This is a genomic window from Stenotrophomonas sp. RIT-551, assembly GCF_026241915.1.
GTDB lineage: Bacteria > Pseudomonadota > Gammaproteobacteria > Xanthomonadales > Xanthomonadaceae > Stenotrophomonas > Stenotrophomonas bentonitica_A.
Map to the genome: position 1 here is coordinate 1 of NZ_JAPJIU010000013.1, position 21444 is coordinate 21444.

The window sequence follows — 21444 nt, forward strand, 5'->3', positions numbered from 1 at the left end:
GCCAGCGGCCGGCACGACCCGGAATGAAGAAGGCCGCCTTGCGGCGGCCTTCTCTTGTGTCCCGGCAGGATCGCTTACTTCAGCTTGATCTCGCGCAGGCGCTCTTCCAGGAAGCCGTGGGCGGTGATCGGCTCCGGGTAGCGGCTCGGGTTCTCCGGGGTGATGCAGGTCGGCAGCACGTCGATCAGGAAATCCGGGTTCGGGTGCAGGAAGAACGGCACCGAGTAGCGCGGCTGGCGCGCCTGTTCGCCCGGGGGATTGACCACGCGGTGGATCGTGGAGGGGTACACATGGTTGGTCAGGCGCTGCAGCATGTCGCCGATGTTGACCACGATGGTGTCCGCGTCGGAGGTGAACGGCACCCACTTGCCCTCGTGCGACTGCACTTCCAGGCCGGCCGCACTGGCGCCGACCAGCAGCGTGATGAAGTTGATGTCGCCATGGGCCCCGGCGCGCACGTTCGGGATGTTCTCCGCCGTGATCGGGGGGTAATGGATCGGGCGCAGGATCGAATTGCCGTTGTTGGTCTTGTCGGCGAAGAAATCCTCCGGCAGGCCAATGTGCAGCGCCAGCGCCGACAGGACGCGCGAGCCCAGCTTGTCCAGCGCCTGGTAGATCCCGTAGCCCCGCTCGCGGAAGCCCGGCACCTCGCTCGGCCACAGGTTCGGGGCCATCACCTCGCGGTACGGGGAGTCGTCCGGGATCTCCCGGCCGATGTGCCAGAACTCTTTCAGATCAAAGTGCTGCGAGCCCTTGGCGGTCTCCACGCCGAAGGCCGTGTAGCCGCGCGCGCCGCCACTGCCCGGCACGTGGTACTGGCGCTTGGTCTGTTCGGGCAGCGCGAAGAAGGCCTTGAAGACCTCGTAGGCGGCGTCGATGTCGGCCTGCGGGATGCCGTGGTTGCGGATGCCAGCAAAGCCCCATTCGCGGTAGGCCGCACCCAGCTCAGCCACGAACGCATCGCGGTCGGTGTCGAAACGGGTGATGTCGAGGGTGGGGATCTGGCTCACAGCGATTCCTGCTTGTTCATGGTGGTCGGTGGGCCAGCTGTGGCCCGGCTGAACATTGTGCCAGATCGGGTCAACCCCGCCACCGATACATTGATACAAACCGATACAATGCGCGCGCCCAGACGGCCAGAACGGGCCAACGGTGACGCTGACGCGCCGCCCCCTTTACTCCTTGCCCGCCCGCCTGATGGATGCCCTGCCCTCCCCCTCATCGCCGATGGCGTTGCGCCGGCTCACGCCGGCAGGGCCGACCCCGTGGCCGATGTGCACGCATGACCTCCCACCCACGGCACCGCACAGCGCATGGGATGCGCTGGCGCGATTCCGCAGGCAATGACGACGGCCGCCCGCGCCTGCCGCGGGCGCGTTTCCACACATGGACTGTCCACCGATGAACGCTCCACTGAAAATTCTCCATACCGAGGCTGCCAAGGGATTTGGCGGGCAGGAGATCTACATCTACCGCCACATGCTGGCCATGCGCGATCGCGGCCATGACGTCTCGCTGCTGTGCCAGCCAGGCGCGCGGCTGGGCGAGATGGCACGCGAAGCCGGCTTCACCGTGCACGCGCTCAGGATGGGCGGCCTGCTGCGCATGCTGCGCGGCATCTGGTCGGTCTCGCGCTTGGTACGTCGCCATGGCTATGACGTGGTCAACACCACCAGCCGCCGCGACAGCCTGATTGCCGCCGCCGGCGCGCGCCTGGGCGGCACGCCGCTGGTGGTGCGTTCGCGCCACCTGATGAGCCCGATCAACTCGCTGCTGACCTACACCGGCCTGCCCCACCGGGTGATGACCGTGAGCAGCTTCGTCAAGAAACTGATGGTCAGCCGCGGCATCGACGATGCGCGCGTGGGAATCGTCCCGCCGATCGCGGTACCGCCGCAGTGGTCGCAGATCGCCAAGCGCGACCCGTGGCAGTGCCTGCAGGACACCCGCGCCGACGTGCGCGCCGAACTGGGCTTCAGCGACGAGCAGATCGTGGTCGGTTGTGTCGCAGTGCTGCGCGAACCCAAGGGCCACCTGGAGCTGCTCAAGGCGATGGCGCCACTTTGCCAGGCCAACCCGCGCGTGCAGCTGGTGATCGTCGGTGATGGCCAGCCGGTGATGGATCGCCTGATCGCCCTGCGCGAGCAGTTCGGCATCGCCGCGCAGGTGCACCTGCTGGGTTACCGCCAGGGCGCTTGCCGGTTGATGGCCGGCTTCGATATCTTCGCGCTGGCCACCCACAAGGAAGCGGCCGGCACGGTGTTCCTCGAGGCCGCCTACGTCGGCGTGCCGATCGTGGCCACGCGCGTGGGCGGCGTGCCGGAGATGGTGGTGGAAGGCAGCAATGCCCTGCTCGCGCCGCTGGGCGACCAGGCCGCGCTGACCAACGCACTGCGTACCCTGATCGAACAGCCCGACCGCCGCCAGCAGATGGGCCTGGCGGGCTGGGAATGGATGCGCAGCGCGCACCGCTTCACCCCGACCGGTCACACTGAAGCGACCGAACACTATTACCACCAGTGGTTGAAGGAACTGGGCCATGGCCAACGCTAGATCCGTCCCGGTGCTGATGCACCACCATGTCTCCCCGTCCCCGGGGATGATCACGGTCTCGCCGGAAAACTTCGAAAGCCAGATCGCCTGGCTGGCGGCCAATGGCTGGACCTCGCTGACGCTGGACCAGTACGCGGATTTCCTCGCGGGCAAGCCGACGCCGGCCAGGTCGATCGTGATCACCTTCGATGACGGTTACCTGGACAACTGGGTGTACGCGCATCCGATCCTGGCCAAGTACGGCATGCACGCGGTCGTGTTCGTGGTGACCGGCTGGATGGGCGAAGGCGATGTCCGCCCGCATGCGGGCCAGCCCGGCGCCACCCTGCCCGCGACACCGGACCATCGCGGCTGCGAGGAGGCGATCCTGCGCGACAACCGCCCGGACGATGTGATGATGCGCTGGAGCGAGGCGCGCGCGATGATCGCCGCCGGCACCTTCGAAGTGCATTGCCACACGCACACGCACACCCGCTGGCTCAAGCAGGCGATCTCCCGCGAGCACAAGCGCCAGGGCATCGCCGGCGACCTGTCGGTAGCGCGCGATGTCCTGCAGCAGCAGCTGGGCGAGGTCTCGGACACCCTGTGCTGGCCGTACGGCGACTTCGACGAGGACTATGTGCAGATCGCGCGGGCGCACGGCTTCAAGTACCTGCATACCACCCATCCGTTCGGCCGCAACGTGGTCGGTGGCGATCCGGAACACATCTACCGCTTCGCGATCCGCAACCGCCCGGCGAGCTGGCTGCGCAAGCGCATCGCCTACAGTTACCACCCGCTGGTCGCGCCGCTGTTCAACCGCTTCAAGGCGAAGAAAAAGAAGATGGTGCCGGGGCCGTAACGCGCTACCCCGCCGCAACGAAAACGCCCCGGTTTCCCGGGGCGTTTCCAGTTTCCGGCCTCGCTGCCCGGCTCAGGCCGCGGCCGCCGCCTTCACCGCCGCCGAGAGGCTGTCCAGCGTGGACTGCATCAACTCGGCGCTGTCGGCCTCGACGGTGACACGCACCACCGGCTCGGTGCCCGAGGGCCGCAGGAACGCGCGGCCGCGCCCCTTCACTGCCTGCTGTGCAGCCAGCAGCGCAGCCTGCACGCTCTCGGCCTGTACGGTGGCCTTGGCAGCGCCCTGCAGGCGCACGTTGACGGTCTTCTGCGGCACCTTGTTGAGTACCGACAGCACCTGGCGCAGCGAGGTGCCGTCACGGCGCAGCACTTCCAGCACCTGCAGCGCACTGACGATCGCATCACCGGTGGTGGCGCGGTCCAGGCACAGCAGATGGCCGGACGCTTCGCCGCCGAGCACGCCGTTGTTTTCCACCAGCGCCTGATGCACGTACCGGTCACCGACGTTGCTGCGCTGGAACGGGATGTTCAGCCGTTCCAGTGCCTGCTCCAGGCCGAAGTTGGTCATCAACGTACCGACCACCGGGCCATGCAGGCGACCGCTGCGCTGCCAGGCCTGGGCCAGCACGAACAGCAGGTCATCGCCATCGACCGGATTGCCCTGGTCATCAGCCATCAGCACGCGATCGCCATCACCGTCGAAGGCGATGCCGAAATCAGCGCCGACTTCGCGCACTTTCGCGGCCAGATTGTCGATGTGCATCGAGCCGACGCCATCGTTGATGTTCAGCCCGTTGGGTGCATCACCGATGCTGACCACCTGCGCGCCCATCTCGCGGAACAGCAGCGGGGCAACGTGGTAGGTGGCACCGTGCGCGCAGTCGAGCACGATCTTCAGCCCACGCAGATCGAACCCGCGCGGCACGCTGGCCTTGCAGAATTCGATGTAGCGGCCGACCGCATCCCGCGCGCGCATGGCCTTGCCCAGCCGCTCGGACTCGACCGTGGTGAACGGCGCATCGAGCGCCGCTTCCAGGGCCAGCTCGGTGGCGTCATCGAGCTTTTCGCCATCGGCGGAGAAGAACTTGATGCCGTTGTCGTAATGCGGATTATGCGAGGCGCTGATGACGATGCCGGCATCCGCACCGAGGGTGCGGGTGAGGAAGGCCACCGCCGGCGTCGGCATGGGGCCGAGCAGCTGCACGTCCGCACCGGCCGCGACCAGCCCGGCCTCCAGCGCGGCTTCGAACATGTAGCCGGAGATGCGCGTGTCCTTGCCGATCACCACCACCGGGCGGTGCCCGTTGCGCTCGGTCAGCGCGCGCCCGAGCGCATTGCCCAGGCGCAGCACGAAATCGGCGGAGATGACGCCCTCACCGACCTTGCCGCGGATGCCATCCGTGCCGAAATACTTGCGCGACGCCATCAGGCCGCCGCGTCCGGTGCCGGCGCCGGCTGGCGTGCCAGCATGGCCAGGATTTCGGACAGGCGATCGCGCATCTCGCGGCGGTCGCAGATCTGGTCGATCGCGCCGTGCTCGAGCAGGAACTCCGAGCGCTGGAAGCCTTCCGGCAGCTTTTCGCGCACGGTCTGCTCGATCACGCGCGGGCCGGCGAAGCCGATCAGTGCCTGCGGCTCGGCGATGTTGATGTCGCCCAGCATCGCGAAGGAGGCCGACACGCCACCGGTGGTCGGGTGGGTCAGCACGGAGATGTACGGCAGGCCGGCATCGCGCAGGCGACCCAGCGCGGCCGAGGTCTTGGCCATCTGCATCAGCGAGAACAGGCCTTCCTGCATGCGCGCGCCGCCACTGGCGGAGAAGCACACGTAAGGCGCACCGATCTCCAAGGCCTTTTCCGCAGCCAGCGAGAAGCGCTCACCGACCACCGAGCCCATCGAGCCGCCCATGAAGGCGAAATCGAACGCGGAGGCGACCAGCGGGCGGCCCTTCATCAGGCCCTGCATGGCGATCAGTGCGTCGTACTCGCCGGTGTTCTTCTGCGAGGCCTTGATGCGCTCGCTGTACTTCTTCTGGTCCTTGAACTTGAGCAGGTCCGTTGGCCCCAGGCGCGCACCGATCTCGGTGGTGCTGTCCGCATCGAACAGCGCGGCCAGGCGCGCACGCGCGCGGATGGCCATGTGGTGGCCACACTTGGGGCAGACTTCCAGGTTCTCTTCCAGCTCAGGACGGTAGAGCGCGCTGCCGCAGCTGCTGCACTTCTCCCACAGGCCCTCGGGGACGCTGCGCTTCTTGCTGGGGACGTTGTCGGTGCGGATGCCAGACGGCATCAACTTGCTGAGCCAACTCATGCGGGATGCTACTTCCGTTCAGGGCGGCCCGGGGGCCGCAAAGGCGGACAGTCTAGCTCACCGTTTCCATGCTCGGGCACCCCCCGGCGGTTGCCGGGGGGCTGACGTAAACCATTCTGGTACGTACGTTTGCGTGCTTCAGGCGGCGTCGAGAGCGCGTCGCAGCGGCGTGAGGAATGCCTGCGCGGTCCGTGCTGCGCCCGTGGCATCGGGCGCCTCGCCCAATGCGGCCACCAGCGCACTGCCCACCACCACGCCATCGGCCTCGACGGCCATGGCCGCCGCACTGGCCGCATCCTTGATCCCGAAGCCGGCCACCACCGGCACGCTGGAGCGGCTGCGCAGGTCGCGCAGGCGGGCACTGGCGGCGCTGCTGTCCAGCCGTTCGGATGCGCCGGTCACGCCGGCAAAGCTGACGTAGTAGAGGTAGCCTTCGGCCATCGCGGACAAGGTATCCAGACGAGCGTCGGCCGTGGTCGGCGAGGCCAGCAGGATCAGCGCCAGACCGGCCGTGGTAAAGATCTCACGGGTTTCGGCGGCTTCTTCCGGCGGCAGGTCGACCAGCAGGATGCCGTCCACGCCCGCGGCGATCGCCGACTGCGCGAAGCGGGCCGTGCCATGGATCTCGATCGGGTTGAGATAGCCCATCAGCACCACCGGCGTGGTGGCATCGTCCCGCCGGAAGGCTGCGACCGTTTCCAGCACGTAGCGCAGCCCCGCCCCGCGGCCCAGCGCGCGCTCGGAGCTGCGCTGGATGGTGGGGCCGTCGGCCATCGGGTCGGAGAACGGCACCCCCAGTTCGATGACGTCCGCACCGGCAGCCGCCAGGGCGTGCATCACCGGCACGGTGGCGTCCAGGCCAGGGTCACCAGCGGTGATGAAGGGAATCAGCGCCTTGCGACCTTCATCGCGCAGGCGGGCAAAACAGGCATCGATACGGTCCACGGACATCTCAGGCACATCCTTCAATCAGTTCAACGGCGCCACTGGCGCCCCAGTACAGCTTCGATATCACCCCGTCGAAGATCTCCAGCCGGATCGCCAGATCCGAACCAGGGTCCTGCCAGGTCAGGTATTCGCCCGTTTCCGGGTCATAGGCATGCGGTGCGCGCGTACTGCCCGGCGGCAAGCGCTTGAGCGCTTCATCCAGCGTCATGCCCAGGCGCAGCCCGAACGGCCCCGGCTGGGTGATGGCCTCGTAGGAGTCCTCGATCGGGGCCAGTTCAAAGCGCTGCACGTGATCGTCATCGACCATCATCGACACGCCCTCGGGCAGGTTGCCCCGCTCGTAGTACTCGCACGCACCGCTCGGCTCGCCCTCGCTCAGCCCGGCCGAATGCCAGGGGCCGTCGGCGGCGAGCTCGGTGAAGCGCTGCCCGATCAGCACATCGCCGGCATGATCCAGCGCGACCGAGACCACCGAAGGGGCGGCCTCGTCAGCCACGGTGGCCTCCGCCGCGGCAGGCGGCGCCGGCTCGTCCTCGATCGGGCGATTGGCGATGTCATCGTCATTGCTGGCCAGTTGCCGCGCCGGTGCGACCGCACCGACCGCTGCGGCAGGTGCCGGCAGCACCGGCGGATCCGGCGGGGTGCATCCGGTCAGGCCGACCACCATCAGCAGCGCACTTCCCTGGCGCAGCAGCGGATTCACAGCACCAGACCCTCGCGCGCAGCGATGGTGTGTACGTCCTTGTCGCCGCGGCCGGACAGGTTGCACAGCACCAGCTTGTCGCGCGGCAGTTCGCGGGCGATCTTGATCGCCTGCGCCACCGCATGGCTGGATTCCAGCGCCGCCAGGATGCCTTCGCTGTGCGCCAGCTGGTGGAACGCGGCCAGCGCTTCGTCATCGGTGATGCCCACGTACTCGGCGCGCCCGGCATCGGCCAGGAAGGCGTGCTCCGGGCCGACGCCCGGGTAGTCCAGGCCAGCCGAGACCGAATGGGTTTCGGTGATCTGGCCGTCGTCATCGCAGATCACATAGGTGCGGTTGCCATGCAGCACGCCCGGGCGGCCGGCCGCGATGGAGGCGGCATGACGGCCGGTCTCGATGCCATCGCCGGCCGCTTCGGCGCCGACGATGCGCACGTCGCGATCGTTGAGGAACGCGTGGAACAGGCCGATCGCATTGCTGCCGCCACCGACGCAGGCGGTGATCGCGTCGGGCAGGCGGCCGTAATCGGTGAGCATCTGAGCGCGCGCCTCGCGGCCAACGATCGCGTTGAAATCGCGCACCATGCGGGGGTACGGATCCGGGCCGGCCACGGTGCCGATGATGTAGAAGGTGTCGCGCACGTTGGTGACCCAGTCGCGCATCGCCTCGTTGAGCGCGTCCTTGAGGGTGGCCGAGCCGGAGGTGACCGGCACCACTGTCGCGCCGAGCAGTTTCATGCGGTAGACGTTGATCTTCTGCCGCTCGATGTCGGTGGCGCCCATGTAGACCACGCATTCCAGGCCCAGGCGTGCGGCCACGGTGGCACTGGCCACGCCATGCTGGCCTGCGCCGGTTTCGGCGATGATGCGCTTCTTGCCCATCCGCGCGGCGAGCAGCGCCTGGCCGATGGTGTTGTTGATCTTGTGCGCGCCGGTGTGGTTGAGGTCCTCGCGCTTGAGCAGGATCTGCGCACCGCCGACCTGCTGGCTCAGGCGCTCGGCATGGTAGATCGGGCTGGGACGGCCCACGTAGTGGGTCAGGTCCTTGTCATAGGCGGCGATGAAGGCCGGATCGCGACGTGCCTGGTCATAGGCGGCGGCCAGCTCCTGCAACGGCCCGATCAGGGTCTCGGCGACGAAACTCCCGCCATAGCGGCCGAAATGGCCGTTGGCATCGGGGTAGGCGTGGAAATCGACGATGGGGGACGTGGGGGAAGCGGACATAGCGCGACAGCCGGTGGAGACAGGCTGCCAATTTAACGCACCTGTCATGACAGGAATATCGATAATATCTGTCGCGACCTGTCAGGAAAACTCACATGACCGACGGACCGTTGCCCCCGCTCAATGCGCTGCGCAGCTTCGAGGCGGCCGCCCGCCTGGGCGGGGTCGGCCGGGCGGCCGACGCCTTGCATGTCACCCATGGCGCGATCAGCCGCCAGTTGCGTCTGCTCGAAGAGTACCTGGGCGTTGCGTTGTTCCAGCGGGAAGGCCGTGGGCTGCGCCTGACCCGCGCCGGCACGGACCTGCAGGCCGCCTGCGAAGGCGCCTTCGAACAGATCCGCGAGGCGGTCGTGGCGCTCAAGCGCCAACAGCGGCCCGAAGCGCTGGTGCTCGGCTGCAGTGGCAGCATCCTGGCGCGCTGGATGATTCCGCGCCTGCAGGCGCTGCAGAGCGCCCTGCCCCAGCTGCCGTTGCACTGGTCTGCGCAGGACGGCAGCTTCACCAGCGAACAGCAGGGTCTGGATGCGGTCCTGCTGCTGGCCCAGCCACCGTGGCCGCGTGGGTGGCAGGTGCGGGAACTGGCCCCCGAGCGCGTGGGCGTGGTGATCAGCCCCCACCACCCAGCGGCGGCACGGTTGCGCCATCAGCCGCCGGCAGCGTTGCTGGCCGAGCCCCTGTTGCACACCACCTCGCGCCCGCAGGCATGGCCGGCATGGGCGCTGTCGCATGGGCTGGACCCGGCGCAGTTGCAGCTGGGCAGCGGCTTCGAGCATCTGTACTACCTGCTGGAAGCGGCGGTCGCGGGCCTTGGCGTGGCGATCGCGCCGGAGCCGCTGGTCGCCGATGACCTGGCCGCAGGTCGGTTGCTGGCACCGTGGGGATTCGGCGCAACCGGCGGGTTCTGGGTTCTGGCGACGCCGGAGGGCGCGGCGGACCCCCGGGTGGATGCGCTGGCGGACTGGCTCACGGCGCAGCTGGCGGGATGAGCGCGCCATGACCAACGGTCGTGGCCTCCGCGTGGGGCCTGCGGATCAATCCGCTTCGTGGCAATCGGCGCGGCGCACTTCTTCCACGAACTTGCGCATCTTGTAGCCGTCCTTGATGCCCGGCTCGGACTCGATACCGCTGGAGACATCCACGCCCCATGGCAGGGTCGCCACGATCGCATCAAACACGTTGTCCGGGGTGATTCCCCCGGCCAGCAGGAACGGCCGGTGCAGACCGGTCGGCAGGCGGGTCCAGTCGAAGGCCACGCCGGTTCCGCCGCCGCCCCCGGGAGCGTGGCTGTCGAACAGGAACCCGGCCGCGCTGGGGTATCGCAGCTGCAGCTGACGGGCGTTGACCTCATCCTTGCCGCCCATCGCCACGGCCTTCAGGTAGGGCATGTTGAAGCTGCGGCAGAACGACTCGTCTTCGTCCCCGTGGAACTGCAGCAGGGTCGGCCGGACGGTACGCAGTACCTCGCGCACCTCTTCCTTGCTGTTGTCGCGGAACAACGCCACCACATCCACCATCGGCGCGATCGCCTGGCGCATGGCGCGCGCTTCGGCCGGGGCGACCCGGCGCTTGCTCTCGCGGGCGAAGATGAAGCCGACCGCGTCCACGCCGAGCTCGCCAGCCAGGCGCACATCACCGGCACGGGTCATGCCGCAGAACTTGATACGGGTGCGGTAGAAGGAGCGGCTCATAAGGTGACCTCGGCAGGCAGCTGCCAGTTGTCGGGGTACAGGGGACCAACGAAGACCAATCCCTGCGGCGGAGCGGTCGGGCCGGCGACGGTACGGTCGCGCCCGGCCAGCAACTGCTCCATCCACGAGACCGGTTGCTCACCACAACCGACCAGAATCAGTGAACCGACGATATTGCGCACCATGTGATGAAGGAATGCATTGGCCTGAACGGCGACCTCCACCACCTCGCCCTGGCGGGTCACCGAGAGCGACTGCATGTTCCGGCGCGCGTGCAGGGCCTCGCACTGCACGCTGCGGAAGGCACTGAAGTCGTTCTCGCCCAGCAGGGCCTGCCCTGCCGCATGCATCAGCCCGGCATCCAGCGGCCGGCGCTCCCAGCTCAAGGTCTGCCGGTAGAGCGCCGGGCGGACCTGGCGATTGAGCAGGCGATAGCGGTAGCGGCGCGCGCGCGCGGCGAAGCGCGCATGGAACTCATCGGCCACCGGAACGCACCAGCGCACGGCGATCGAACGCGGCAGGCGGGTGGTGGTGCCCAGCATCCAGTTGCGCGGATCGCGCACGACATCGGTATCGAAATGCACGACCTGGCATTCGCCGTGGACGCCGGCATCGGTACGCCCGGCACACACGACCTGGATCGGCGCATTGGCCACCGAGGACAGCGCTTCCTGCAGGCTGGCCTGCACGCTCGGGCAGCCGCTCTCACCGAGCTGCTGCCAGCCTTTGAATTCGCTGCCGTCGTATTCCACGCCCAGTGCGTAGCGCATGGTGAACCTCTGTGTTTTGGGGGACCGGCGCAGGCGCCGGGTGGTGCATCAGGCAGCGTCGCGCTCGGACCACACAGCCGGTTCGCTGGAAGCGAACGCGACGTGCTCCAGCGGGCGTGCGCGGGTTGCCATCGGGCGGACGTGGCTCATCCCAGCCGCGCCAGCAGTTCGCGCGCCTCGGCCTGGCTGTGCGGGTCGGCACCGACGGCCACTTCGTGCAGCAGGGTGCGCGCGGTCTCGGCGTCGCCGAGGTCCAGATAGGCAATGGCCAGTTCCAGGCGGTCGCGGCCAGGGCTGCCGACCGGGGCGATGGGGGCCTCGTCGGCCGGCGGAGCAGCGGCATCGGCATCGGCATCGGCATCGGCAATGTCATCCGCACTGGCGATGGCCGGCGCAGCGTCGAGACCCTCAGGATGATCGCTCGCCTCTGAACCGTGCGCTTCACCCGCCGCGGATTCGTCCGGGAATTCGAAGACGCCGCGGAACGAGGGGTGCGCTTGGGCTTCCAACGCGTGCGCCGGCGGCTCGATCAGCGGTGCCGGGTCACGGAACAGCGCATCGTCCACGGTCACATGCTGCGCGTCGGCCTCGATGCCGTAGGCGGATGCAGCCGTGGCCTCGACCTCCGGCAACACCGGCGCTTCGTCCGTCGCGGGGGCGCTCCAGCGAGGATCATCGAGAGGAACCTGCGTCTCGGCGTCGTGCATGGAAGGCGTGGGCGAGAAGACCGGCTCACGGCGCAGCCCGGCATAGACGTCGGCGTCGGCAACGGCTTGCTCGTCGGGCAAGCGGTGCGCGTCATCGCGCTGTTCGGCCAGTTCGTCCCCATCATCGGCCGCCGGCACGGCCGCGGCCAGCGAGGCGCCGTCGAGCCCATCACGCGCCAGTGGCGGCAGCGGCGACGGCTTGCGGCGGCGCACCAGCGCCCAGCCCCCGACCACCAGCAGCAGCACGACCAGGCCCAGCCAGTACCAGCCACCGCCGGCGCTGTCGCGCGTACCGGGCGCCTGCTCCAGACGCTGTTGCGCGGCGGCCAGGTCGGTGTCCCTCATCTCGATCAGCGAGGCCTGCTGCGCCTTGAGCTTTTCCAGCTCGGCCACGCGCTCACCCAGTTCCTGGATCTCGGCATCGCGCGTGGCAACGTCTTCCTTGGCCTGTCGCAGTTGTTCGTTAGCCAGCATGTCGCCCTCGGTGCCGGCAGCGGTGCCGGTGGTTGTACCTGCGGTGGTGCCTGCGGCGGCAACGGCCGGCGCGATTTCAAGGCGAGCGCCCTGGGTGGCGGCCGGGGCCACGGTGGCGGGTGCCGGCGCTGCGACGACGCCACTGTCGGCCGGTTGCGGGATCGCCGCACGCGACTGCCGCCACTGCGCGGTGTGCTCGCGCACGATCGCCGCAGCCTGCTTTGCATCGATCTGCGCCACCCCGTCGGCGCCCGGCGTGCGCAGCACCGCGCCCTGTTTGAGCAGGTTCACGTTGCCACGGATGAAGGCATCGGGATTGGCCCGCAGCAGCGCGATCATCGCCTGGTCGCGGTTGATGCCCTGCTCGCGGGCCAGCGAGCCTGCGATCTGCGAGAGGGTCTGCCCACGCTGCACCGTGACGCTGCCATCAGCGGCGACCGGCGCAGTGGGTGCCGCACGTGGCGCGGCCGGGCGTGGCGTGGTGACCGGTTGCGCACCACGCGACGGCGTGGCGGCAACAGGTGCGGCCTCCGGTGCGGGCTCACGGATGATGGCGTTGGACATCGCGCCGGCAGGGGCGACGATCTCCGGCTCGGCCACGGTGGCGGCGCTGTTGGGCGCGTCCACCAGGGCGGAATACTCACGGACCAGGCGGCCCTGCCCCCAGTCGGCTTCGATCAGGAAATTCAACGAGGGCGTGGCGACCGGTGCCTGGCTGCTCACGCGCACCACGGCGCGGCCCTGCGCATTGCGGGTCAGCTCGAACTGCAGCTCACTGACCAGCCCGGACGGCGGCTCAAGGCCCACCCGGGCGAACGTGGCCGACGAGGCCAGCGCGACGCGGAGGTTTTCCAGTTCCGACGGATCGGCTGAAATGACGGGGATTTCGGCCAGCAGCGGCTGGCCCGGCTTGGACAGCACCCGGATATCGCCCAGGCCCAGGGCCATGGCCGAACTGCTGGCCAGGGCCAGCAGCAGCGTCGATACATACTTGAGCGGACGCACTGCGCCCGGAGCCCGGTTCTTCATGGCGGCCAATATAACGGCTCCCCCCGTGATCGGCGATGTTTCAATGCGGGTTGTCGGCGGCATCCCCATGCCGCCGACAGCCACGCGATCAGCCTTCGGCGGCGACCAGCTCGGCCAGCTGCACGGCATTGAGGGCCGCGCCCTTGCGGATGTTGTCCGAGACGATCCACAGATTCAGGCCACGCGGGTGCGACAGATCCTCGCGGATGCGGCCGACGTACACCGCATCGGTGCCCGAGGCATGGGTGACCGGGGTCGGATAGCCACCGGCCTCGTGCTTGTCCACCACTTCCACGCCCGGCGAACGCGCCAGCAGCTCGCGCGCCGCGTCCGGGGTGACCTTGTCGCGGGTTTCGATGGTGACCGCTTCGGAGTGACCGTAGAACACGGGCACGCGCACGGCGGTCGGGTTCACCAGGATGCTGTCATCGCCAAGGATCTTGCGCGTTTCCCAGACCAGCTTCATTTCTTCCTTGGTGAAACCGTTGTCCTGGAAGTCATCGATGTGCGGGATCAGGTTGAACGCGATCTGCACCGGGAAGCGCTGCGGGTCGATGTCCTGGAAGCTGAGCAGCTGGCCGGTCTGCTTGCCGAGCTCTTCCAGCGCCGAGCGACCACCGCCGGAGACAGACTGGTAGGTCGCCACGTTGATGCGCTCGATGCCGTACTGGCGGTGCAGCGGGGCAAGTGCGACCAGCATCTGCATGGTCGAGCAGTTCGGGTTGGCGATGATGCCGCGCGGGCGGTGCTTCAGCGCCTCCGGATTCACTTCGGAGACGACCAGCGGCACGTCATCGTCGTAACGGAAGGCCGAGGAGTTGTCGATCACCACCGCACCGGCGGCGGCGAACTTCGGGCCAAATTCCTTGGAGACGCTGCCACCGGCAGAGAACAGCGCGATGTCCACGCCGTTCGGATCGAAGGTGCTCAGGTCCTGGACCTTGATCTTCTCGCCCTGGTACTCGATCTCGCCACCTGCCGAGCGCGAGGACGCGAGCAGGCTCAGCGTGGCGATCGGGAAGTTGCGCTCGGCCAGGATGGCCAGCATGGTTTCGCCGACAGCACCGGTGGCACCGACGACGGCGACGTGGAAACGACGATCTGGATTGCTCATGGGGGAACCTCGTGTTGGGTGTACCGACCAACGGTCGGTACCTGCCTTGTTTGGGGGATGTGTACCGACCCACGGTCGGTATCTGCCGGAATGTTGAATGTGCGTGCCGACCAACGATCGGTACCTGCCGTGCCTTGGGGATGCGTACCGACCGACGGTCGGCACCTTCCGGTTCGGGAACCTCGCCTGTTGGCCAGCGCGGTTCCCTATCGTTTTGCGTCGTCGATTTTTTTGCCGCCCACGGTCGCGCCGCCGGTTTTCACGGCAGCGACAGCGTCGGCGTTGATCGCGCTCGGCGGATGGCCCGCGTTCGGCCCCTGCCCCAGTGCGGCGGTCAGGTTGTCCACGGCCAGCTGCACCATCGCCCGGCGCGTGGCCTGGCTGGCACTGCCGATATGCGGAGTCAGCACGATGTTGTGCAGGGCGAGCAGCTCCGGGCGCACCGTCGGCTCGCCTTCGAACACATCCAGCCCGGCCGCGGCCAGGCGCCCCTTGGCCAAGGCATCGGCGAGCGCCAGCTCATCCACGATGCCGCCCCGGGCGATGTTGACCAGGGTGGCGGTCGGCTTCATCTTCGCCAGTGCGGCGGCATCGATGATGTGATGCGAGGAGGCGTTGTACGGCAGCACGAGGACGAGGTGATCCACCTGCGCCAGCAGGGTGTCCAGGTCCACGTACTGCGCACCGACCTCGGCCTCGGTGGCCTCGGGCAGCCGCGAGCGGTTGTGGTACAGCACGCGCATGCCGAAGCCGTGCGCGCCGCGGCGGGCGATGCCCTGGCCGATGCGGCCCATGCCGAGGATGCCCAGCGTGCTGCCGTGGATATCCGCACCGAGCATGGTCTGGAACGACCACTGGCCCCATTGGCCATCGCGCAACCAGCGCTCGGATTCGGTGATGCGGCGCGCGGTGGCCATCAGCAGCGCGAAGCCGAGGTCGGCCGTGGTTTCGGTCAGCACGTCCGGGGTGTTGCTGGCCAGGATGCCGGCAGCGCTGAGCGCGTCGATATCCAGGTTGTTGTAGCCCACACCGACGTTGGCGATCGCGCGCAGCCGCAGCGCGTTGGCGATCTCGGCCGCGCCGATGCGTTCGTTGAGGGTGATCAGCGCGCCATCGACGCCAGCCAACTGCTCGGCCAGCCCCTGCGGCGTATAGCGGGTGACGTCGCCGGTCATGGTCAGGTCGAAATGCTGCCCGAGCTGCTCGACGACATCGTCGAACAGGGGCTGGCTGACCCAGACCTTGGCGCGCGGGTCAGCCATCGATCATGCCCGGGATGCGCGGGGTGATCTCGCCCACATCGCCGCACTGGGCGCGATGCCGCAGCGCCTGGTCCATCAGCACCAGTGCCATCATCGCCTCGGCGATCGGCGTGGCGCGGATGCCGACGCAGGGATCGTGGCGACCGGTGGTGATCACCTCGACCGAGGCACCGCTGGCGTCCACCGTGGCACCGGGCAGGCGCAGGCTGGAGGTCGGCTTGAGCACGATCGAGGCGGTGACCTGCTGGCCGGTGGAAATGCCACCGAGGATGCCGCCGGCATGGTTGCTGGCAAAGCCCTGCGGGGTGAGCAGGTCACGGTGCTCGGTGCCCTTCTGCGCGGCGCTGGCAAAGCCGTCGCCGATCTCCACGCCCTTGACCGCGTTGATGCTCATCAGCGCGGCCGCCAGATCGCCATCGAGCTTGCCGTAGATCGGCTCGCCCCAGCCCGGCGGCACGCCGTCAGCCACCACGTTGACGCGCGCGCCGACCGAATCACCGGACTTGCGCAGCGCATCCATGTAGCTTTCCAGCGCCGGCACCTGATCGGCGACCGGCCAGAAGAACGGGTTGTCTTCCACCGCCGACCAGTCGAAGCCGGTCGGGGTGATCTCGCCCAGCTGCGAGAGATAGCCACGCACCGTGACGCCATGGCGCTGCAGCAGCCACTTCTTGGCGATGACACCGGCAGCGACGCGCATGGTGGTTTCGCGCGCGGACGAACGCCCGCCACCGCGCGGATCGCGGATGCCGTACTTCTGCCAGTAGCTGTAGTCGGCATGGCCCGGACGGAACTGCTGGGCGATGTTGGTGTAATCCTTGCTGCGCTGGTCGGTATTGCGGATCAGCAGGCCGATCGGGGTGCCGGTGGTACGGCCTTCGTACACCCCGGACAGGATCTCGATCTCATCGGCTTCGCGCCGCGCGGAGGTGTGCCGGCTCTTGCCGGTGGCCCGCCGCTGCAGGTCGTGGGCGAATTCGTCGGCGCTGATCTCCAGCCCCGGCGGACAGCCGTCCACCACGCAGCCGATCGCCGGACCGTGCGATTCGCCGAAGGTGGTGACGGTCAGCAGTTTGCCGAAGCTGTTGGAACTCACGGCCGCTGCGCTGCCAGTTCGGTGATGCGGGCGCTGTGCGCGATCAGTTCGCGGCACTCCACGGCGAAGATGCCCATCTGGCCGACCTTGAACTCGACCCAGCGGAAATCCACTTCGGGCAGCAGCTTGTACAGGTGCTGCTCGGACTCGCCCACTTCACAGATCAGCAGGCCATCCTCGCTCAGGTGCAGCGGGGCATCGCGCAGGATCTTCAGCACCAGGTCCAGGCCATCGTCGCCGGCACGCAGGCCCATTTCCGGCTCGTAGGAGTATTCCTGCGGCAGGGCATCGGTCTCATCGTTGGTGACGTACGGGGGGTTGGTGACGATCAGGTCGTAATGGCGACCGGTCAGGCCGTTGAACAGGTCGGACTTGAGCAGGGTGACGTTCGGCGTCTGCAGCCGTTCCTTGTTCTCTTCGGCCAGCGACAGGGCCTCGTCGCTGAGGTCCACACCATCCACTTCCCAGTTCGGGTAGTAGTGGCCCATGGCGATGGCGATGCAGCCCGAGCCGGTGCACAGGTCGAGGGCGCGATGGACATCGCGGCCGGCCAGCCACGGCTCGAAGCCGCACTCGATCAGTTCGGCGATCGGCGAGCGCGGCACCAGGGCGCGCGCGTCGCTCTTGAAGCTCAGGCCGGCGAACCAGGCCTCACCGGTCAGGTAGGCGGCCGGGATGCGCTCGTCGATACGGCGCTGGAACAGCTCCAGCACGCGGACCTTTTCGTCCTGCAGCAGGCGCGCCTGGCCATAGGCCGGGCCAAGGTCGTGCGGCAGGTGCAGGCTGTGCAGGACCAGCTGGGTGGCTTCGTCCAGGGCGTTGTCGTAGCTGTGCCCGAAGGTCAGCCCGGCGGCGTTGAAACGGCTGGTGCCGTAGCGGATCAGGTCGATGATCGTGTGGAGTTCGGCGGCCGTTTCGGCAGTCATGGCGGGGCAACAGACAAAGTGGCCCTCGATTATAGGCGCTGGGGCGGGCCGGGGCATCCGTTGCAGTCGAAACGGGTGCGGCTGCCGCATGGGACGCCACCGCCCGCATCCCTCTATCATGGTGGCCACTTCCGGGACGGGGCCCTTATGTTCAATCGCAATGTCGGCATCATCCTGCTGATCGCCCTGGCCGCCGGGCTGGGCCTGGTCGTGGCCCAGAAGGTCTTCGCGCCCAAGCCGGGCGGTGAACGACCCGCCACGGAATCGATCACGTTCTACCCGCAGCCGCGCCCGCTGCCCGATTTCAACCTCGGCCAGTCCGACGGCACCCGCCTGATCCCCGGCGAGCTGAAGGGCCATTGGACCCTGGTGTTCCTTGGCTTCACCTTCTGCCCGGACGTCTGCCCGACCACGCTGGCCGATCTGGCCCAGGCCCAGAAGCAGTGGGAAGCCCTGCCTGAAACACTGCGCCCGCGGCTGGTCTTCATTTCGGTCGATCCCGAGCGCGACACCCCGGCGCGGCTGGGTGAGTACGTCCACGCCTTCCACAAGGACACGCTGGCGGCCACGGCGGATGTGCCCTCGCTGGAGCGCTTCGCCACCTCGCTGGGCTTCGTGTTCCAGAAGGTGCCGGGCAAGCATTTCGATGAAAACCCCGAGGACTACACCCTCGAGCACTCGGCCAGCCTGGCCGTGCTGGACCCGGAAGGCCGCCTGGCCGGCCTGATCCGCCCTCCTTTCCAAGCGCAGGCCATCGCCCGCGACCTGCAACTGCTGACCGAGAAATCCGCCCCATGAGTTTGATGACCACGCTGAGCTACGCCCTGCCCCACCGCCTGCTGTCGTCCATGGCACGCAGACTGGCGTACTCGAGCAACCCGCGGATCTCGCGCTGGCTGATCGATACCGTGACCGCCAAGTTCGGCGTGAACCTGGCCGAAGCCGCCAACCCGGACCCGCGCAGCTACCGCACCTTCAATCAGTTCTTCACCCGTGCGTTGAAGCCGGGCGCGCGCGTGGCCGATGCCGATCCGCGCACGCTGGTCATGCCGGCCGACGGCCGGATCAGCCAGCTGGGCACGATCGAGGACGGGCGCATCTTCCAGGCCAAGGGGCAGTCCTTCACCGCCGCCGAACTGCTGGGCGATGCCAAGGATGCGGAAGTGTTCCACCACGGCCTGTTCGCCACGGTGTATCTCTCGCCGAAGGATTACCACCGCGTGCACATGCCGTGGACCGGCACGCTGCGCGAGACGGTGCATGTGCCGGGTCGGTTGTTCAGTGTCGGGCCGGCGGCGGTGAACAAGGTGCCCGGGCTGTTCGCCCGCAACGAGCGCCTGGTCTGCCACTTCGATACCGATTTCGGCCCGATGGTCTCGGTGATGGTCGGCGCATTGCTGGTCTCCGGCGTGGAGACGGTGTGGGGCGGCGAGGAGATCCCGGCCTACGGCGATACCATCACCCGCAAGGATTACCGCGGCAAGGGCATCACCCTGGAGCGCTTTGCGGAGATGGCGCGCTTCAATTACGGCTCGACCGTGATCGTGCTGCTGCCGCCGGGCGTGGCCGAGTTCGCGCCGCATCTGGACGCCGAGCATGCGGTGCAGTTGGGGCAGGCGCTGGCCACCCTGAAGTGACGGTAGTGCCGGCCCATGGCCGGCACTACCCGGGCTCACGCCCATAAAAAAACGCCCCGGGAAACCGGGGCGTTTTTTTGTGTGCGATGTTCCGCTCGATCAGACCTCGACCGGGCCGACGTCCATACCGTCGTAGTCTTCCACGCCGTTCGCTTCGGCCAGCGCCTGCAGCTCGTGGTTGCGGGCATCCAGCGAGGCTTCGGTGTGGACCTCGGCGCGCTCCACGTGCAGCACGTGGTACGGGGCCTCGCCCTCTTCCAGGTCCGGCTCGAACACTTCCACCAGGGTGTACCCCATCTCGACCAGCTTCTCGCCCAGGCCGTGCAGTGGCTCCGGGGTGGTGTTGACGAAGAAGTAGCCCCACAGCATCGGGCCGTTGAGGTCCCAATCGGTGTTTTCACGGATGTTGGCGAACATCTCGTTGATCGCGGTGATATCCATCTTGCTGTCCTGTCTGCGTGTTGCGGTGAGCACCGACCCGTGGCCGACGCTGCGATGGATGTGCTGGGCCGGGCGGCCGCAGGCGTGATGCCGGCGAGCCTACCCGTTTATGGCTTACTTGTCGCAGCCCTGCAGCTTGATGCTCTGGCCCTGCTTGAGCGAATAGGCCGGCGCCTTGAGGCCGTTGGCCCGGGCCAGGGTCGGTACGTCGCACTGGAACCTGGCCGCGATCTTGCCAAGGGTCTCGCCTTTGCCGACCTTGTAACTGCGGGCCGGCTTGGCCTTCGGCTTGGCGACCGGCACGGCGACGGGCGCAGCCGGGGTCACCGCCGGCATGGCCTGGGCCTGGGCGACCGGGACCACGCTGCCCACCGCCACGTTGCCGGTGTAGCTGACGGCCGTGGGACGCACGATCGCCGCATTGAGGTCGGCGGTGATCAGGGTGCGGGCCAGATCGGCACGCGGGCCGCTGACACAGAAGCGGTTGTACAGCCCGGCGATGCGGGTGGTCGCGTTGATCGTGGTGCCGGCCGGAATCCAGCCGTCGGCCTCATAGCGCGGGTTGAGGTTGCGCAGCGCGCGCATGTAGCCGTCACGGGTGCCGGTGCTGCCCAGGCAGATGGTCAACTCGTAGATCGTGGTCGACTTGGCCAGGCGGATGGTCGCCGGCTGCGCGCTGATCTTCGGGAATTCAACGCCGTACTGCTGCGGGTGCAGATAGATCCACGCCGCGGCGATCACCATCGGCACGTAGTCCTTGGTCTCGCCCGGGAACTGGTTGTAGACGCTGTCGGTCCAGAAGCTCTGGCCCGGATACTGGCGGAACACCCGGATGGCGCGACCTTCGCCGCCGTTGTAACCAGCCAGCGAAAGCTCGACGCTGTTGTTGAGCTCGCGCATGCGTTCGTTGAGGTAGGTCGCGCTGGCTTCGGCCGCGCTGCGGGCATCGAAGCGGGTGTCAAAGCCGGTACCGTCCGGGCCCAGCCCGAAACGGCGGCCGGTGGCCGGCATGAACTGCATCAGCCCGGCGGCGCCGGCGCGCGAGGAGGCGTGGACACGCCCGTTGGATTCCTTGGCCATGATCCCGAACAGCAGCGCCTCGGGCAGGCCGCGCTTTTCCCACTCCGGCCACATCACCGCACGCAGGTTCTGGTAGTTCTCATAGCTGGTGAGCAGCGCCGGGCGCATGTCGGTCAGCCAGCGGCGGATGCCCGCCTGCACGGCCGGGTTGTACTCGACCATGGTGTCGAAGGCGTGCCGCTTGTCATTGAGCAGCGCTGCGGCGCGCGCCGCTTCGGGCACATCGGCGGCCAGCGGCCCGACATGGTCCGGGTCGGCCTCCAGCAGGGTGCCGTCGGCGATGACGGTGCCGTCCTCGCTGTCCTGCTGGCTGTCGGCGTTGCTCTTGAGCAGGCGCTTGTAGGTCGGCAGCAGATTGCTGACCTGGCAGCCCTTCTGGGCCACGCAGGCACTGATCACATCCTCCATGTCCTCCAGCGCGGCGTCGGCCTCGTTGGTGCCCTTGGGGTCGGCATTGTTCACCAGCACCAGCGCCGCGTTGTAGCGCTTCTCGGCGGCTGTCATGCGCTGATCGAGCGCCTCCACCTTGGCCTTGTCGCGGGCGGAGACGCGCTGGGCATGGGCCTCGGGGACGAACGACAGCATCGCGGCGACCGCCAGCAACGGCCAACCACGGACAAGCAAGACAGGAACGGGCATTTTT

20 protein-coding genes are annotated in these 21444 nt (G+C 68.0%); 5 read left to right on the forward strand and 15 right to left on the reverse strand.

The window, feature by feature from the left end; genetic code table 11:
• Positions 1 to 74 precede the first annotated feature (74 nt).
• Positions 75 to 1010 (reverse strand): isopenicillin N synthase family dioxygenase, encoded by a 936-nt coding sequence (locus ORK51_RS14360; protein WP_266085338.1) that lies wholly within the window; start codon positions 1008 to 1010, stop codon positions 75 to 77.
• A gap of 391 nt (positions 1011 to 1401) precedes the next feature.
• Here ORK51_RS14360 and ORK51_RS14365 point away from each other — a divergent pair, with 391 nt between their 5' ends.
• Positions 1402 to 2553 (forward strand): glycosyltransferase family 4 protein, encoded by a 1152-nt coding sequence (locus tag ORK51_RS14365; protein ID WP_070425592.1) that lies wholly within the window; start codon positions 1402 to 1404, stop codon positions 2551 to 2553.
• Positions 2540 to 3394, forward strand: a complete 855-nt coding sequence (locus ORK51_RS14370) for a polysaccharide deacetylase family protein (RefSeq protein WP_070425593.1) — start codon at positions 2540 to 2542, stop codon at positions 3392 to 3394. Before ORK51_RS14365 ends, ORK51_RS14370 begins: the two co-directional genes overlap by 14 nt.
• Positions 3395 to 3466: 72 nt before the next feature.
• On the opposite strand, the gene glmM is transcribed toward ORK51_RS14370, so the two are convergent.
• The 5 genes from glmM to trpB form a co-directional block, all read right to left on the reverse strand.
• A complete protein-coding gene (gene glmM / locus ORK51_RS14375; protein WP_019182670.1) occupies positions 3467 to 4819 on the reverse strand; it encodes a phosphoglucosamine mutase in 1353 nt (450 codons plus the stop codon).
• Entirely contained in the window at positions 4819 to 5703 is an 885-nt protein-coding gene (accD, locus tag ORK51_RS14380; protein ID WP_019182669.1) for an acetyl-CoA carboxylase, carboxyltransferase subunit beta, read from the reverse strand. The genes glmM and accD overlap by 1 nt, the downstream gene beginning before the upstream one ends.
• Before the next feature lie 138 nt (positions 5704 to 5841).
• Entirely contained in the window at positions 5842 to 6654 is an 813-nt protein-coding gene (trpA, locus tag ORK51_RS14385) for a tryptophan synthase subunit alpha (protein WP_266085345.1), read from the reverse strand.
• A gap of 1 nt (position 6655) precedes the next feature.
• Positions 6656 to 7354 carry a hypothetical protein gene (locus tag ORK51_RS14390; RefSeq protein WP_070425596.1) on the reverse strand — a complete coding sequence of 233 codons (699 nt, stop codon included), beginning with the start codon at positions 7352 to 7354 and terminating at the stop codon, positions 6656 to 6658.
• Entirely contained in the window at positions 7351 to 8577 is a 1227-nt protein-coding gene (gene trpB, locus ORK51_RS14395) for a tryptophan synthase subunit beta (protein ID WP_019182666.1), read from the reverse strand. The genes ORK51_RS14390 and trpB overlap by 4 nt, the downstream gene beginning before the upstream one ends.
• Before the next feature lie 95 nt (positions 8578 to 8672).
• Between trpB and ORK51_RS14400 the strand changes: the two genes are divergently transcribed.
• A complete protein-coding gene (locus ORK51_RS14400; RefSeq protein ID WP_261997106.1) occupies positions 8673 to 9563 on the forward strand; it encodes a LysR family transcriptional regulator in 891 nt (296 codons plus the stop codon).
• Between the two features lie 45 nt (positions 9564 to 9608).
• Here ORK51_RS14400 and ORK51_RS14405 read toward each other — a convergent pair whose 3' ends face one another.
• The 7 genes from ORK51_RS14405 to prmB form a co-directional block, all read right to left on the reverse strand.
• Positions 9609 to 10265, reverse strand: coding sequence for a phosphoribosylanthranilate isomerase (locus tag ORK51_RS14405; protein WP_019182664.1), 657 nt, complete (start codon positions 10263 to 10265; stop codon positions 9609 to 9611).
• Positions 10262 to 11035 carry a tRNA pseudouridine(38-40) synthase TruA gene (truA, locus tag ORK51_RS14410; RefSeq protein WP_266085350.1) on the reverse strand — a complete coding sequence of 258 codons (774 nt, stop codon included), beginning with the start codon at positions 11033 to 11035 and terminating at the stop codon, positions 10262 to 10264. The genes ORK51_RS14405 and truA overlap by 4 nt, the downstream gene beginning before the upstream one ends.
• 146 nt (positions 11036 to 11181) lie before the next feature.
• Positions 11182 to 13245, reverse strand: coding sequence for a motility hub landmark protein FimV (locus tag ORK51_RS14415; protein ID WP_266085352.1), 2064 nt, complete (start codon positions 13243 to 13245; stop codon positions 11182 to 11184).
• An 88-nt stretch (positions 13246 to 13333) separates the two neighbouring features.
• On the reverse strand, positions 13334 to 14359 hold the full coding sequence (locus ORK51_RS14420; RefSeq protein ID WP_019182660.1) for an aspartate-semialdehyde dehydrogenase: 1026 nt from the start codon (positions 14357 to 14359) through the stop codon (positions 13334 to 13336).
• Between the two features lie 206 nt (positions 14360 to 14565).
• Positions 14566 to 15621, reverse strand: coding sequence for a 2-hydroxyacid dehydrogenase (locus ORK51_RS14425; protein WP_261997108.1), 1056 nt, complete (start codon positions 15619 to 15621; stop codon positions 14566 to 14568).
• Positions 15614 to 16717, reverse strand: coding sequence for a chorismate synthase (aroC, locus tag ORK51_RS14430; RefSeq protein WP_266085356.1), 1104 nt, complete (start codon positions 16715 to 16717; stop codon positions 15614 to 15616). Before aroC ends, ORK51_RS14425 begins: the two co-directional genes overlap by 8 nt.
• Complete coding sequence (gene prmB / locus ORK51_RS14435; protein WP_019182657.1) at positions 16714 to 17643, reverse strand: 50S ribosomal protein L3 N(5)-glutamine methyltransferase; 930 nt, start codon at positions 17641 to 17643, stop codon at positions 16714 to 16716. The genes aroC and prmB overlap by 4 nt, the downstream gene beginning before the upstream one ends.
• Positions 17644 to 17790: 147 nt before the next feature.
• Here prmB and ORK51_RS14440 point away from each other — a divergent pair, with 147 nt between their 5' ends.
• Entirely contained in the window at positions 17791 to 18441 is a 651-nt protein-coding gene (locus ORK51_RS14440; RefSeq protein ID WP_019182656.1) for an SCO family protein, read from the forward strand.
• The gene (asd, locus tag ORK51_RS14445; RefSeq protein ID WP_046273246.1) at positions 18438 to 19280 is read left to right on the forward strand and encodes an archaetidylserine decarboxylase; all 843 of its coding nucleotides are present in this window, start codon (positions 18438 to 18440) and stop codon (positions 19278 to 19280) included. Before ORK51_RS14440 ends, asd begins: the two co-directional genes overlap by 4 nt.
• 99 nt (positions 19281 to 19379) lie before the next feature.
• On the opposite strand, the gene ORK51_RS14450 is transcribed toward asd, so the two are convergent.
• On the reverse strand, positions 19380 to 19721 hold the full coding sequence (locus ORK51_RS14450; protein ID WP_070425601.1) for a ribonuclease E inhibitor RraB: 342 nt from the start codon (positions 19719 to 19721) through the stop codon (positions 19380 to 19382).
• A gap of 114 nt (positions 19722 to 19835) precedes the next feature.
• Complete coding sequence (locus ORK51_RS14455) at positions 19836 to 21440, reverse strand: transglycosylase SLT domain-containing protein (RefSeq protein ID WP_102788066.1); 1605 nt, start codon at positions 21438 to 21440, stop codon at positions 19836 to 19838.
• Between the last annotated feature and the right edge of the window lie 4 nt (positions 21441 to 21444).